Origin of the sequence: uncultured Hyphomicrobium sp. (assembly GCF_902826555.1) — a bacterium.
Classification (GTDB): Bacteria; Pseudomonadota; Alphaproteobacteria; order Rhizobiales; family Hyphomicrobiaceae; genus Hyphomicrobium_C.
This window is the reverse complement of record NZ_CADEFI010000023.1, coordinates 1-14,695: the sequence shown is the minus strand read 5'-3', so window position 1 is coordinate 14,695 and position 14,695 is coordinate 1. Positions and strand designations below refer to the sequence as shown.

The 14,695-nt window shown below is 63.6% G+C and carries 15 protein-coding genes; 4 read left to right on the top strand and 11 right to left on the bottom strand.

Annotated elements, in window-relative coordinates:
• Positions 1-2 precede the first annotated feature (2 nt).
• From pqqD to pqqA, 4 genes are all read right to left on the bottom strand, one after another.
• Complete coding sequence (pqqD, locus tag QZV93_RS11030; protein ID WP_295558426.1) at positions 3-323, bottom strand: pyrroloquinoline quinone biosynthesis peptide chaperone PqqD; 321 nt, start codon at positions 321-323, stop codon at positions 3-5.
• On the bottom strand, positions 316-1,086 hold the full coding sequence (gene pqqC / locus QZV93_RS11025; protein WP_295558424.1) for a pyrroloquinoline-quinone synthase PqqC: 771 nt from the start codon (positions 1,084-1,086) through the stop codon (positions 316-318). Before pqqC ends, pqqD begins: the two co-directional genes overlap by 8 nt.
• A complete protein-coding gene (gene pqqB / locus QZV93_RS11020; RefSeq protein WP_295558422.1) occupies positions 1,083-2,015 on the bottom strand; it encodes a pyrroloquinoline quinone biosynthesis protein PqqB in 933 nt (310 codons plus the stop codon). Before pqqB ends, pqqC begins: the two co-directional genes overlap by 4 nt.
• A gap of 190 nt (positions 2,016-2,205) precedes the next feature.
• The gene (pqqA, locus tag QZV93_RS11015) at positions 2,206-2,295 is read right to left on the bottom strand and encodes a pyrroloquinoline quinone precursor peptide PqqA (protein WP_295558420.1); all 90 of its coding nucleotides are present in this window, start codon (positions 2,293-2,295) and stop codon (positions 2,206-2,208) included.
• 569 nt (positions 2,296-2,864) lie between these two features.
• Here pqqA and QZV93_RS11010 point away from each other — a divergent pair.
• A complete protein-coding gene (locus QZV93_RS11010; RefSeq protein ID WP_295558419.1) occupies positions 2,865-4,658 on the top strand; it encodes a flavodoxin domain-containing protein in 1,794 nt (597 codons plus the stop codon).
• Positions 4,659-4,747: 89 nt separating this feature from the next.
• On the top strand, positions 4,748-6,463 hold the full coding sequence (locus QZV93_RS11005; RefSeq protein WP_295558417.1) for an NADPH-dependent assimilatory sulfite reductase hemoprotein subunit: 1,716 nt from the start codon (positions 4,748-4,750) through the stop codon (positions 6,461-6,463).
• Positions 6,464-6,494: 31 nt separating this feature from the next.
• On the opposite strand, the gene QZV93_RS11000 is transcribed toward QZV93_RS11005, so the two are convergent.
• The 6 genes from QZV93_RS11000 to QZV93_RS10975 all read right to left on the bottom strand — a co-directional run bounded on the left by QZV93_RS11000 (position 6,495) and on the right by QZV93_RS10975 (position 12,167).
• A complete protein-coding gene (locus QZV93_RS11000; protein ID WP_295558416.1) occupies positions 6,495-7,301 on the bottom strand; it encodes a sulfite exporter TauE/SafE family protein in 807 nt (268 codons plus the stop codon).
• Positions 7,302-7,305: 4 nt separating this feature from the next.
• A complete protein-coding gene (locus QZV93_RS10995) occupies positions 7,306-8,046 on the bottom strand; it encodes a sulfite exporter TauE/SafE family protein (RefSeq protein WP_295558414.1) in 741 nt (246 codons plus the stop codon).
• Positions 8,047-8,247: 201 nt separating this feature from the next.
• A complete protein-coding gene (locus QZV93_RS10990) occupies positions 8,248-9,807 on the bottom strand; it encodes a GTP-binding protein (protein WP_295558413.1) in 1,560 nt (519 codons plus the stop codon).
• Entirely contained in the window at positions 9,807-10,712 is a 906-nt protein-coding gene (gene cysD / locus QZV93_RS10985; RefSeq protein WP_295558411.1) for a sulfate adenylyltransferase subunit CysD, read from the bottom strand. The genes QZV93_RS10990 and cysD overlap by 1 nt, the downstream gene beginning before the upstream one ends.
• Positions 10,709-11,512: a phosphoadenylyl-sulfate reductase gene (locus QZV93_RS10980; protein WP_295558410.1), complete on the bottom strand. Its 804-nt coding sequence runs from the start codon at positions 11,510-11,512 to the stop codon at positions 10,709-10,711. The genes cysD and QZV93_RS10980 overlap by 4 nt, the downstream gene beginning before the upstream one ends.
• A gap of 214 nt (positions 11,513-11,726) precedes the next feature.
• Positions 11,727-12,167, bottom strand: coding sequence for a VOC family protein (locus QZV93_RS10975; protein WP_295558409.1), 441 nt, complete (start codon positions 12,165-12,167; stop codon positions 11,727-11,729).
• 569 nt (positions 12,168-12,736) lie between these two features.
• Here QZV93_RS10975 and QZV93_RS10970 point away from each other — a divergent pair.
• Positions 12,737-13,339, top strand: a complete 603-nt coding sequence (locus QZV93_RS10970) for a cold-shock protein (protein ID WP_295558407.1) — start codon at positions 12,737-12,739, stop codon at positions 13,337-13,339.
• A 103-nt stretch (positions 13,340-13,442) separates the two neighbouring features.
• On the top strand, positions 13,443-13,928 hold the full coding sequence (locus tag QZV93_RS10965) for a DUF192 domain-containing protein (protein WP_295558405.1): 486 nt from the start codon (positions 13,443-13,445) through the stop codon (positions 13,926-13,928).
• Positions 13,929-13,998: 70 nt separating this feature from the next.
• Here QZV93_RS10965 and QZV93_RS10960 read toward each other — a convergent pair whose 3' ends face one another.
• Positions 13,999-14,379, bottom strand: a complete 381-nt coding sequence (locus QZV93_RS10960) for a LuxR C-terminal-related transcriptional regulator (RefSeq protein ID WP_295558404.1) — start codon at positions 14,377-14,379, stop codon at positions 13,999-14,001.
• Between the last annotated feature and the right edge of the window lie 316 nt (positions 14,380-14,695).

The window sequence follows — 14,695 nt, the reverse complement described above, 5'->3', positions numbered from 1 at the left end:
GTCTAGGCCTTCACCAGGACGCCCTTGTCGGTCAGGTCCTGAAGCATGGCCAAAATGTCGTTTGTCACAACGTCAAGTGGGGCCTGGTAGGTCTGAGACAAGGTTTCCGCGATGGCATTCACGGAACGTTGTCCGTCGAGGAGCTTGAGCACCTCAACCGCCGTCTCGTCGGGGTTGAACACGCGCTCCGGCGCCAGAATGATCCAGCGCCCGCGCCCCGGGTCGTGCCGAAGCTTGATGTGCCTGGGTATCGCAAGAACCGTCTCCCCGGCGACGATCAGCCGGGTGGGTGCGCTACGCGGTGGCTCGGACGTCTCAGACATTTTTGAGCGTCTCCGGGTCGAACGCGCCGGGAGGAATCCAACCCGGCGTCACATAGGCATGGTGCAGCGCATCGAGCTGGGCCCAAAGCACGTTGCACTTGAAGCGCACTGCATCGACGCAGGCTTCCTGCTCGGCCCGCGTCTTGGCGTGCGCTTTAATGTAGTTCAAGGCGTAGTCGGCGTCGAAGGGAGCCTGCACGAGGCGCTTCTTGAAGTACGCCATCACCGTGTCGTCGATGAAATCATAGTTCTCCAGCATGCCGGAGATGCGCTCCTTGTGAATTTTGGGCGCAAACAGCTCGGTCAGCGATGAGGCGACGGCGACAACGAGCGGTTCATCTCGCACGAAACGCACGTAGGCTTCGACGGCAAAGCGCGTGGCCGGCAAAGCTCCGCTCATGCTCTGCACGTAATCGCGATCGAGACCGAGCCCGTCCGTGAGCACCAGCCAGCGCTCGATGCCACCGGGATCGTCGCCCGCCCCGTCGTGCTCGAGCACGCGGTGGATCCAGTCCCGGCGAAGCTGCCGGTCGAAAACGCGGCTGACGAGGGCGGCATCCTTGCGCGGCACCGCCGACTGGTAGCAGTAGCGGTTGAGCGCCCAGGCGGCCACTTGCCCCTTGCTGAGCTTGCCGCCGTGCAGAAGCTTATGGAACGGATGCTTGTCGTGATAGCGCTCGGCACCGACCGCCTGGATGGCGGCCTCGAACTCGTCGGGGCTCCAAAGCGCTTGCGTATCACTCTGTGTACGGCGCTCGCTCATAGGCAGATCTCCATTCCGTCGGTGCCGACCTCCCAGCCGGCGGCTTCCGTTGCGCGGCGCTCGGGTGAGTTGTCATCCAGCACCGGGTTGGAATTGTTGATGTGAACATAGACTTTGCGGGCGACACGCAGCGGCTCGAACGCGGCGATGGAGCCCGCGGACCCCGAGATGCTGATGTGTCCCATGCGCTGGCCGGTCTTCTTCATGAGGCCCTGCCGGATCATTTCGTCGTCCGTGTAGAGCGTACCATCGAAGAAGACGAGCGGCGCGCCTTTGAGACGAGCGGCGAGCTCCTCGTCGACCACCGCGCAGCCCGGAACGTAGAAGAAGCTCTTGCCGGTCGCCGGTGCCGACACCTTGAGCCCAATGGCATCGCCCTCGCGGCTGCCGTAGTTTTCGGTCGCGGCGCCGCTTTCCAGGTAAAGCGCGATCTTGCCCGGCACGGCGAAGGCTTCGACCACGAGACCGGTGTCGCCCTCTGCGCCCTCGATGGCGATGGGCGATCCGAGCGGCAGCGCGCGCCGCGGCACAACGGACGCATCGAGCACGTTGAAGACGGAGTTTGCGGCAAGCGTCGCCAAAACGCGCGTCGAGCCGTAAACCGCGAAGGGCTGCAGCTCGCGCAGGTCGAGGAGACCGGCGATGAAATCAACGTCGCCGCCGGTCAGCACCGCCGCCTTGATCGGGCTGTTGCGCAAACCGCCGTCGCGTCGTGCGCCGAGTTCTGGCGTGTCGTTGATCTGCTGGCGCAGGTCGGGAGCCGTATTCAGCAGCACCCAATCCGTACCGTTGGCAGAGACGGCAAGGGAGCATTGCGTCCGGGCGCGGAAGCCTGGCTTCCCCGCTCTGACATCGGCGCAATTGCGACAGTTGCAGTTCCACTGAGGAAAGCCGCCGCCAGCAGCTGCCCCCAGGATCCTGATCAGCATGATAATTTCGCTTTGAAGCGGCGTGCCTCGCCGAAAGCGGCGCCGCGGACATTATGACGAAGAGCCCAAGCCGGAGGCCGTCGAAGGAGGCTCCCGGAGGCTGAAACAGCGACGGCGGTCGAAGTTTCGACCGCCGCGCCAAAACTGCTCAAACGCCCAAGGTTTCCAAGGCGTTTCGCGAACGGATCGATTAGATGAGGTCGATCTCGGCCGGCAGATACGAGGTAACCTCGAGGCCGACGTTGTCTTCGCGCACTGCGGGCTTGGTCCAGGTCTTCATGATATAATCCTCCTTAGGGTCTCGGTGAGCTGCTTTCCGTGAAGAGCGCCCCGCCGAGGGCCCCCTTGAGGCAGTCAGTCTTTTTTGACCGCCCCAATCTGCGGATCGTGCCGAGCTTGTCAAGCGCGATCCCCCATGCCCTGAGGTAACCACAGTCGGCTTTTCCGGAGAAGTAACAGTGCGTCACGACTTCGTGTGACGGCGGCGAGCAGCGCAAGAGCGGACGCTGCGGCGCATTGCGGGTGCGAACTCGGTTGAGTAGGAGAATGCAGCCGTCCGACACCGTTGACGGAGGCGACCATCCACCTCGGCCGGTCCGCGTGGAGGCGAGGGCGCGATTTTGGAATGTTGTCCGCAATGGTAGTCTATTCTGACGCGGCAAGCCGGAATAAATTTGCGATCGACATGGAGCGACCTTAAAGCAATGGAAAATTATTCTACGTTGGTGTAAGCCCGGCAAAGGGCGCCGGACCATTGGCGTAGGGCGAACTTTACCAAAGACTGGTAAGTAGTTGGCCCCGTGGCGTGAAGCGCCCGGTGAGCCCAGAGGGAAGTTGAGGAGGAGCGGGGTGACCGCGGTGCCGTTTTTGCCGAAGAATGCGCCGTTTACGGCGGAGGATATCGATGTGCTGAACCAACTCGTTCAGCGCTCGACACCCCTGCAGCGCAGTTGGCTGTCTGGCTTCCTCGCCGGTCTCGACGCCGCACAAGGTCAGCTCGCCGGAGCCGCGATCGCCCCGGCTCCCCAGGCACCACGCCCGCGCCAGCCGCTCACTATTCTCTACGGCAGCGAATCCGGAAACACCGAGACCTTGGCCCTGAAGGCCAAGAAGCTCGCCGCCAAGCTGAACTTCGACGCCAAGGTCGTCGACATGGCGGATGCCGATCTCTCCGTCATCGCCAAAGCGAAGAACCTCATCGTCTACATCTCGACGTGGGGTGAGGGCGACCCGCCGCAGCGCGCCGCCGATTTCCACAAGGCGCTGATGGCCGACGACGCGCCGCGTTTCGAGGGCGTACGCTTCGCCGTGCTCGCGCTGGGCGATACGGCCTACGTCAACTTCTGCCAGACGGGCCGTCAGATCGACGCCCGTCTCGAAGCCCTCGGCGGCACGCGCGTTGCCGACCGCCAGGATCTCGATCTCGATTTCCAGAAAGCCGCGGCGGCATGGACCGACAAAGCGCTCGAGGTGATCGCGCCCGCGGACACGCAGCAGGCGACAACGGTCGTGCATGTCGATTTCAAAAGCGCGCCCGCCGCCGATGACGACGATGAGCCGCGCTTCACCGCCGAGAATCCGGTCGAAGCCGAGATCTCGGCCCTGATCAACTTGAATGGCACCGGATCCTCGCGCGAAACCTGGCACGTGGAATTTGCCATCGCGGAGGAAGGCTTCGTCTACAAGCCCGGCGACGCCATCGGCCTTTATCCCGAGAACGATCCCGGTCTCGCTGAGGACCTGCTGAAAGCGGTTGGTCTCGCGAGCGACGCCGCCCTGAAGCTCAAGCTTATTCACGGCTTCGACATCACCACCCTCTCCCGTCCGCTTGTCGACGGCTACGCCAAGCTCACCGGCCGCAAGGACGTGGCCAAGCTCTTGGAGGAGGGCGAGCTCGCCCGCTTCGCCGCCGACCGCCAGTTGGTCGATCTCTTCGAAGCGTTTCCGGAGAAGCTCACTTCAGACCAGTTCGTGAAGCTGCTCCGTCCGCTGCCGGGCCGCCTCTATTCGGTCGCGTCGAGCCTCAAGGCTCATCCCGGCGAAGCCCATCTTCTCGTCGGTGCGGTGCGTTGGACGTCACATGGGCGGTCCCGCAACGGCGTCACCTCGACCTATCTTGCCGACCGCTGCAAGGTGGGCACCAAGGCGCGTATCTACGTGAAGCCCAACAAACACTACGCGCTTCCCGCCGACGGCGACCGCCCGATCATCATGATCGGCGCCGGCACCGGCGTCGCGCCCTACCGCGGCTTCATCGAGGAGCGCTCCGAGAACGGTGACAAGGGCAAGAGCTGGCTTTTCTTCGGCGAGCGTAACTTCTCGAACGATTTCCTCTATCAGCTCGAATGGCAGGATCACCTCGCTTCGGGCGCGCTCACGCGCATCGACGTTGCCTTCTCGCGCGATCAGCCGGAGAAGATCTATGTCCAGCACCGCCTGTGGGAGCGCCGGGAGGAGCTTCTGAAATGGCTCGACGACGGCGCGCACATCTACGTGTGCGGCGACGAGAAGGGCATGGCCAAGGACGTTGACACGACCCTCGTCAAGATCCTCGCCGAGGCCGCCAAAGGCGACGAAGAGGTCGGCCGAGCGAAGCTCAAGGAGCTTGCCAAGGCCAACCGCTACCAACGCGACGTTTACTAGACGGCACGAGGCGATCGGCAATAGGCGCACGGCATACCGCGCCGAACCCCCGATCGCCGACCCGCCACATGCCGATGACTGAGAACCCCATGACCGACAAACGCGCCAAGAACGAGTTCCTGAAAGAGGACAGCCACTATCTGCGCGGCACCATCGTCGATGGCCTGTCGCACGTCGAGACCGGCGCCATCGCCGAGGACGACACGCAGCTGATCAAGTTTCACGGCTCCTACATGCAGGACCACCGTGACGTGCGCGGCGAGCGGGCGAAGAAGAAGCTGGAGAAAGCCTATAGCTTCATGATCCGCTTGCGGCTGCCCGGCGGTATCGTCTCGCCGGATCAATGGCTGAAGCTCGACGACATCGCCGGCACGTACGCCAACGGCACGCTGCGTCTCACCACGCGCGCCACGTTCCAGTATCACGGCGTCATCAAGTCGAACCTGCGCCGCACCATGCAGGCCATCAACGGTGCCTGCCTCGACACCATCGCAGCCTGCGGCGACGTCAACCGCAACGTCATGGTCGCGGCCAACCCGTTCTTCTCTCCGGTCCACGCCGCTGCCGGCGATTTCGCCCGCAAGGTGAGCGATCATCTTTTGCCGAAGACCAGCGCCTATCACGAGATCTGGCTCGAGGGCGAGAAGGTCGAGGACAAGACGCGCCCGGCCGCACCCGATACCGAGCCCCTCTATGGCCGCCATTACCTGCCGCGCAAATTCAAGATCGTCATCGCCGTTCCGCCGGTGAACGACGGCGACGTGTTCGCCCATGACCTGGGCTTCATCGCCATCACGGATGCCAAGGGCGCGCTCCAGGGCTGGAACGTGTCCGTTGGCGGCGGCATGGGCATGACGCATGGCGACACCGCCACCTTCCCGCGCACGGCCGACGTGATGGGCTTCTGCACGCCCGAGCAGGCGATCGATGTCGCCGAGAAGGTCATGCTCGTGCAGCGCGATTGGGGCAACCGCGAGAACCGCGCCAACGCGCGCCTCAAGTACACCATAGAGCGCTTCGGTCTCGACAAGTTCCGCGCCGAGGTCGAGAGCCGCCTCGGCTACAAGCTCGGCGAGGCGAGGCCATTCAAGTTCACGACCATGGGCGACCCGCTGGGCTGGCGTCAGGGCCCTGACAAGAAATGGCACTTGGGTCTCTACATCGACAGCGGCCGCATCAAGGACGTTCCGGATTTCCATCTGCGCACGGCGCTGCGCGAGATTGCCAAGGCGGGCGGCGTCACGTTTGCCGTCACCGGAAATCAGAACCTCATCATCTGCAATGTCGCCACCAAGCAGAAGGCGAAGATCGAGGCGCTCCTCAAGCAGCATGGCGTGAGCATCGCCACGTCCTCGGGCTTGCGCCGCAACTCGATTGCCTGCGTCGCGCTTCCCACTTGCGGTCTCGCGTTGGCGGAAAGCGAGCGCTTCCTGCCCGAGCTGATCACGGCCATCGAGAGCTCGCTCGACAAGGCGGGGTTGAGGAACGACGACATCGTCATCCGCATGACCGGTTGCCCCAACGGCTGCGGGCGCCCCTTCATTGCCGAGATCGGTCTCGTCGGACGCGCGCCGGGCCTCTACAACCTCTACCTCGGCGCAGCGCACGACGGCACACGGTTGAACAAGCTCTATGCGCAGGACGTCGGCAAGGCACGCATCCTCGAATTGCTGGAGCCCCTGCTGATCCGCTACGCCAACGAGCGCGAGCAGGACGAGCGGTTCGGTGACTTCGTCATCCGCGCCGGCGTCGTGAAGCCTACCCTCGGCGGCAACACCTTCCACAGCGACATCACGCTCGTCTGACGTCGCCTGCGCGGTGCGCGAGCCGCGCGGCCTAGCTCTTCAGCCACAGCTGATAGGCGGCGAATACGAGGATCGCGGCGAGCGCGGCTCGCAGAAGCTTGTCCGGCAGCCTGCCCGTCAGCCGGGAGCCGATGGCGATCCCGGGCAGAGAGCCGACCAGCAACAGACCGAGCAGCGTAAAGTTCGTGTTCCCCATGCTGAGATGGCCGAGGCCCGACACCAGCGTCAGAGGAACCGCGTGCACGATGTCGGTGCCGATGAGATGCCGCGTCCTGAGCGCCGGATAAAGCAGCGTCAGCACCACGACGCCGATAGCGCCCGCACCCACCGACGTCAGCGTTACGATGGAGCCGAGGAGCAGTCCGAGCAGCAGCGTCGGCAGCGGACGCACGGGCTGATCCGATCCCGCTTCGACGCTGCTGATCGCCTTGCGCTTGAGCATCATCGGATAGACGAGGATCGCCGCCGAGCTGAGGATCAGCGCTACCACGAGCGCGCTCTTGATGACGTGCGCCATCGTCGCGAGGTCGGGCTCCAGCCATTCGATCAGCGCCAGCATGGCGACCGATCCCGGCACGCTTCCCGCCGCGAGCCATCGCACGATGCGCCAGTTCACGTTCCCGAAGTTGTGGTGAGGCGCTGCCGCAGAGGCTTTCGTGATCGAGGCGAACAGGAGATCGGTCCCGACCGCGAGCGCGGGCTGCACGCCGACGTGCGCGATGAGGAACGGTGTCATCAGCGAGCCTGCGCCGACGCCTGTCATGCCGACCAGGAAGCCGACCACGAATCCGCCCGGAATGATGAGTGACCAGAGAGAAAGGAGAGAGGTGTCGAGCATCGGACTACTGCAAGGCTCTGACGAGCGTGTTGAGGCTGAGGCCGACGACGACGCAACCGACGACGAGCATCAGCATTTTGGCTGGGACGTGCTTGGCCGCGAGCGCCGCAAACGGAGCGGCAATCACGCCGCCGATGATGAGCCCGGTGATGATCGGCCAAAGCCCGAGGCCCACCGTGAGAAAAAACGTCGTCGAGATCGCGAGCGTGACGAAGAACTCGGCCAGGTTGACGGAGCCGATGGCATAGCGCGGTGTCGCGCCTTGCCCGAGCAGGGTGGAGGTCACGATCGGTCCCCAGCCACCACCGCCGATGGCATCGAGTATGCCGCCGAAGAAGCCAAGCGGCGCCACGGTGCGCAATTGAGGCGTCCCGAGCGGCTTCTTGGCGAGCGCCTTCCAGATGATGACGAGACCGAGCAGCATCAGATAGACGCTGATGAAGGGCTTTAGCGTGTCGCCGTTGACCTCGGACAGCAAATAGGCGCCGATTGCTCCGCCGATCGCGCCCGGGAGCGCAAGGCGCCACAAGAGCTGCCGGTCCACGTTGCCGAGCTTCCAGTGCGCAAGACCGGACGCTCCCGTGGTGAAGGTCTCGGCGGCGTGCACGCAGGCACTCGCCGTAGCGGGCGGCACGCCGGTGCTGAGCAGCACCGACGTAGCGGTCACGCCATAGGCCATGCCGATGGCGCCGTCGATCATCTGAGCCACAAAGCCGATGATCACGTAGAGAGCGATTTCATCCATGTTGGTAGGCGGTGTTTCCGTTATTGCCGCCAACCGATAGCAGAGATGAGCTTATGTGACGATCAAGAAATCACCGCAGGCGACAAGACCATGATCGCTTCAGGCTCTAGTCGCCCCGATCGTTGCGCCGCCTATCAGGCGCGACGTGAATCGGCGGCGCGAAGAGTGCCATAAGCGTGAATCATCGGTCCTTTGAGAGCCCTAGATCGAGTAGTCGTCGGCACTCTCGATGGCGACGTTAACGCCGGCCGCCCGGAGGATCAGGGCGACCTCGTTCGCCCGCCTGCGGAACTCGGCTTCCGATTGCGCCTTGTCGCGGAGATCCGAGTTGAGACCCCGCGCCAACATGGAGCGCGTGAGCAGGAAGGTGTTCTCGTCCGCAGCGGCCGCCTCCGCCTTGGCCACGCTCACCACGCCGCCGGCTATGGAGGCGCCCGTGATCGCATCGACCAGCATGAAGCTGCCCGTCTCCGGCGCGTCGCCGAAGGTATCGATGGCCGCCGGCCGCCCGAGAGCGATGTCGGCAAGTGCGATGTCGTTCGTCGAGCACGCATCGGCCGGATGTGTCTCGAGCGTTTCGAGGTCGAGCAGGGCCCGGATCTTGAGGTTGGAGACGGGGGTCAGATCTGTTGCGGTGCGCAGAAGGTACGAGCCGCGCGGATCGTATGGCGTCTCGCTGAGCCACACCAGGCGCGCTTCGAGAACGCGCGCCGTCACCGGACGCGCATCGGCCTTGGAGAGTACGGCCCCGCGCGCCACGTCGATGTCGGTGTCGAGCTGAATGGCCACCGCCTGTCCCTGCGAGGCCTGTTCGAGATCCCCGCTCATGGTGGCAATGCGAAGCACTTTCGCACTGCGCTTCGACAGCGCATCGACCACGGTCTCGCCGACGCGCACGCTGCCGCCGCTCACCGTTCCAGCGAGGCCGCGGAAATCGTTGCGGCTGTCGCGCAGCACCGTTTGCACCGGAAACCGGAAGGGCCCGGTAGGCTCGGTGACGCGGCTTGGCAGCGCTTCGAGATGCTCGAGCAGCGTCGGCCCCGTGTACCAGGGCATGGTCTCGGACCGCCGCGCGACGTTGTCGCCCGACACGGCTGCCGCCGGAATCGATGTGACCTCCCAGAAGCCGAAGCGCCAGGAGAAGGTTTCGAAATCCGCTTCGATCTTGCGGAACGCCGATTCCGACCAGTCGACGAGATCCATCTTGTTGGCGACGAGAATGACGCGCTTCACACCCACGAGATCGAGAATGGCGGCATGCCGGCGCGTCTGCTTCTTGATGCCGTGCCGCGCGTCGATAAGCAGGATGGCGACGTCCGCGTGAGACGCGCCCGACGCCATGTTGCGCGTGTATTGCTCGTGCCCCGGGCTGTCGATGACCACGAAGCGGCGCGTCGCCGTGTCGAAGTAGCGCCACGCGATGTCGATGGTGATGCCCTGCTCGCGCTCGGCGACGAGGCCGTCCATGAGCAGGCTGAAATCCGGATTTCCGCCGTCCACCTTCTTGCCGCGCTCGATCGTCTCGCGCTGATCGTCGTAGAGATCGGTTGCATCCCACAACAGGCGGCCGATCAGCGTCGACTTGCCGTCGTCGACCGATCCGCACGTGAGGATGCGCAGCATGCCGGAAAGCTCGGGCGCGATCTTCGAGAGATCGACCGCGGTCGACGATGCGGTGGACGTTTCGTCGGAGACGACCTTGAGAGGTGCTTTGGCCGCCTTGGCCTTCGACTTCGGAAGGGCATTGGAGTGCGCGGTCATTAGAAATACCCTTCCTGCTTCTTCTTCTCCATGGCGCCGGCCTGGTCGTGGTCGATGAGACGCCCCTGCCGCTCCGAGGTGCGCGCGCCGAGCGTTTCGGCCACCACGCTCTCGATGTCGGCGGCGTCGGATTCGACGGCGGCGGTCAGCGGATAGCAGCCGAGGGTGCGGAACCGCACGCGCCGGTTGACGAGCTCTTCGCCCGGCTTGAGCGTCAGGCGGTCGTCGTCCTTCATCAGAAGCTGGCCATTGCGAATGATCGTCGGGCGCTCGGCCGCGAAATAGAGCGGCACCACGTCGAGCTTTTCGCGCAGGATGTAGCGCCACACGTCGCGCTCGGTCCAGTTGGAGAGCGGGAACACACGCACCGTTTCGCCGGCACCGAGCCGGCCGTTAAGCAGCCGCCACATCTCAGGCCGTTGCCGGCGTGGATCCCAGCGATGTCCTTCGGCGCGGAACGAGAACACGCGCTCCTTGGCGCGGCTCGCCTCCTCGTCGCGGCGCGCTCCGCCAAAGGCGGCGTCGAACGCGTATTTGTCGAGGGCTTGCTTGAGCGGCACCGTCTTCATGACGTCGGTATAGACCGACGGAGCATAGTCGATCGGGTTGATGCCCTTCGCCGCGCCGTCCTCGTTCGTGTGCACGATGAGGTCGAGATCGAAATCGCGCGCCGTCTTGTCGCGAAACTCGATCATGTCGCGGAACTTCCACCGCGTGTCGATATGGAGCAGCGGGAACGGCAGCTTGCCCGGCCAGAACGCTTTGCGCGCCAGATGCAGAAGCACCGTGGAATCCTTGCCGATCGAGTAGAGCAGCACCGGCTTGCGGAACTGTGCGGCCGCCTCGCGGAAGATGTGAATGCTCTCCGCTTCAAGCAGGTCGAGATGCGATATCGCTTGCGTCATGCGTGTGCTTCTTTCGGCTTCGGGCGATTGTGCAGCCCGCATTCTTTTCCGTCCTCGTTCTCCCACCACCAGCGGCCGGCGCGGATGTCCTCACCGGGGCGGATCGCACGCGTGCACGGCTGGCAGCCGATGGAAGGGAAGCCGCGTGCATGCAGTGGGTTCACTGGAACGGCATGCTCTTCGATGTAGGCCTCGAGCTTTTCAAGGCTCCAGTCGGCGATGGGGTTGAGCTTTACGAGCTGATGCTCGCCATCCCACGTCGCAAAGGGGACGTGCGCGCGCCCGGACGACTGGTCGCGCCTGAGGCCCGTGATCCAGCCGGCGGCCCCTGCGAGCGCCTTGTTCAGGGGACGCACCTTGCGCACTTCGCAGCAGGCTTTCCGCGCCTCGATGGATTGGCGGAAGCCCATGATGCCGTCGCGGGCGACCAGCAGCTCAACGTCCGCGGCATCCGGAAAGACAACGCGCACTTTGAGGCCGTAGCGCAGTTCGCTTGCGTCCAGTGTCTCGAGCGTCTCGGGGAAGTGCCGTCCGGTATCGAGCGTGAACACGTCGAAGGTGCGCTCGGTCGCGGCGATTCCATGCAGGACGGCCTGGTCCTCAAGACCGAGGCTGGTAGAAAAAGTGACCCGCCCCGGAATTGCGTCGGCAATCGCCAAAAGACGCTTTTCCAGACTGTCGAGCTCGGAAAGCGTCTGGTCGAGCTGTCGCGCAAGCTCTTCGCCGGCCGCGGGCTCAGAATGCACCGCCTCCGCCCCGGCCGAGCGACCGGCGCGTGCCCGAACATTTGCCTTGGTCATGAAATCCTCCGATCCCCCGGAACCTAATGAAATGGCGTTCTTAAATAAAGGGGATCTGAGAAATAAGAATAGGATGTCATTCCATATCGACAACAATAGAGAAAAATTGTTGCGCCACAGCCAACCAGGGGAACGTTTTCTTGCAGAGCAGCATGTGCAGCGCCAGCCTTTGCTTTTTTAGGGACCGAACGCGCAACTTTACCAAGCGCCACGTCTACCAAGTGCCCGTGTTTGGCATGGAGGCCCAAGGCTCTGCTTGTGCGAGCGATGCCCCCTTCTGCAGCAGCTCGATGGAGATCTGGTCTGGCGAGCGGATGAACGCCATACGTCCATCTCGCGGCGGGCGCAGGATCGTCACTCCGCCTGCCGCGAGCTTCGCGCATGTCGCATAGATATCGTCCACCTCGAACGCCAGGTGCCCGAAATTGCGGGCCGAGCCGTAATCCTCGGGATCCCAATTGTAGGTGAGCTCGAGGAGAGGCGCCCACTCGTCGGCCGCACGCGCCTGATCCAACGGCGCCGCCAGGAAGACTAGCGTGAAGCGCCCCGCCCGATTTTCGACCCGCCGGATTTCAACCAGACCGAGCAGTCCCGTGTAGAAGGCGAGGCTCGCCTCGAGGTCGCGAACGCGGACCATGGAATGGAGGAATCTCATCTCGCCACCCTATTGTTGCAGAATAGACACGAAGAACACAGGCAGAACATCGGCAGCGGACTTCTCCAAGTTGGCGGGATCGCTCGGATTTCAATCTTATTCCATTTCCATCGAGTTATCCCCAGCCCGGAGGGGCACCGTCGGCGAGCCATCAATTCGCCTCCGGATCGGAGCCGAATGCCCTGGTCACGGGGCTTCGCGAGAGCGAATCACCCCCTGGGCCGGAGGGGTGCTCGGACCCGCAAAAGCCCAGTTGACAACAGGTTCGGTTCATCTGTTCCGGGAGCATAGAAGAAAATTTCCGCAGCATTGGAATACTAATAAATGGTAAACGAACTCAGTGATTTAGAAACCAGCACTCATGTGGACATGCCTTGCGCCGATGCGCCCGAGAAGTCTCGTCCGGGGGCCGGGGGCTAGCCTCGATCACTTGAGGTGGTATTCTTCGGATCGTTGCGGAAGACATGCACGCGGTCGATGTAGAGGGCAGAGGCCGCACCGCTGTCGAAGTGACGTATAAGTTCAACGTAGGCCGTGAATATCGGCCAAGTAAGGCGGGGTAAAATACGATGGGGGATTCCAAGCTACCTCCGGAGTTTCCGGGCGGCGGAGTATTGGCTGAAGGCGAGCTCGAGCGCCTGGAAGAGGGTGGTCTCGAGGTCTTCGAGATCGCTGGAATCATTAAGTGGTTTGACGTCGCGAAGGGATACGGATTCATCGTTCCCGACAATGGTCTTGCCGATGTGCTGCTGCACGTCACGTGCCTCCGGGCCGGCGGCTATCAGACCGCCTACGAAGGGGCCCGCATCCACTGCCAGGTCCTTCGCCGTCCGAAGGGCATGCAGGCCTTCCGCATCCTCTCCATGGACGAATCGACCGCGATCCACCCCTCGCTCCTGCCCCAAAGGACACACGTCCACGTACAACCAGAGAGCGACTGGGAGCGCGTGATCGTCAAGTGGTTCAACAGGGTGCGCGGTTTCGGCTTCCTGACCAAGGGCGAGGGCACGCCAGACATCTTCGTCCACATGGAAACGCTGCGCCGCTTCGGCTTCACCGAGCTGCGCCCCGGTCAGATGGTCCAGGTTCGCTGGGGCATGGGCTCAAAGGGTTGCATGGCCGCTGAGCTGAAGCCGGACGGCTCGACCACGGGCATCACGTCGCCCCACTGACGTGTCCATTGATCGGCGCCGGCGTCCGTGATGATGTCGGGCAGCGATCGATAGGGATGTACCGATGCGGGATGTACGCTATTCGAGGAGGGCTGCCGTTGGGGTGGCCCTTCTGCATTTTTCGGCAGCCCTGACGGGAGCTGTGGTCCGCTCCGACGCGGCCCTCGCCGAATCGTCGGCCGCAGCAAGCAAGGCCGCCCAGGAGGAACGCCTGGAGCTCGTCACCGCCAGCGGCGTCCATGCCCTCGACGTCGAGGTCGCGGCAACGCCGGAGAAGCAGGCCTACGGCCTCATGTACCGGACCAGTTTGCCGGAAACCAAAGGTATGCTGTTCCCGCATAAGCAGCCCACCGAGCTCACCATGTGGATGCGCAATACCTACATCCCGCTCGATATGGTGTTCATCCGCGCCGACGGCACCGTCCATCGCATCGAAGCACGCACCGAGCCTTTGTCGGAGCGGGTCATCGCCTCCGAAGGGCCAGTGACGGCGGTGCTCGAAATCGCCGGTGGTGCAGCCGAGCGCATGGGGTTGAAGCCTGGCGACAAGGTACGCCATCCGGCCTTCGGCACGGCTCCCGCGCAATAGCGCGTCTTTTCATGAGAGAAAGCGAGGGTAGCGCGGACGGCAAAGCCGCCGCGCTAGGGCCCGCGTGGGCTCAGCAGGTCGACGCGCCGTTACCGTACGGGTAGCCGATCTTCCGGCGCGGCGCGGGTCCGCCGAGAAACTCCGCATCCAGCTGGTGGTCGGTCGGAATGCTCTCGTCGGTGAGCACGCGGCGGCGCCCGACAATATCGTCGATCTTGAGCTGATGCTGGAGGCACAACGCGACGAGTGCGGCCTGCGTTCGGTTCGAGCAGGAGAGTGCGTGCAGGATCTGAGTCATATGGGACTTGATCGAGCTTTCGGTCAGACCGAGTGCGGCGCCGATCACCTTGTTCTGATGCCCGAGGGCGAGAAGGAACAGGATTCGCTTCTGCTGCGAGGTGAGGTTGCGCGCGGCGATGAGAACGTTGTGGTTTTGCTCGAGGTGCGTCATTCAGGCTTCCTTTGCGGACGGCGCGCTCAACAAGTGTGCGTGTGTGCGCGCGATGCGATTGCCTCGGGCCCGAGGGCCCTGTTGCAAATAAAAAGAGGGCCGCGCGATTGGGAAAACGCTGCCCTCCAGTAGTGCCGTTCGGCCAAACGCATCGGCGAAAAAGTAAGGGAGCACCCGGCAACCTCCGGAGGAGGACAAGCAGCCAAATGCTCCCTTACATCCCCCAGCCTAGAAGAAGATCGCGCCGCCGAGGGCGTAGATGTGCAGATCCTCGAAGTCCTCGGTTCCGGAGACGCCGTTAGCGGTGAAGTCGAGG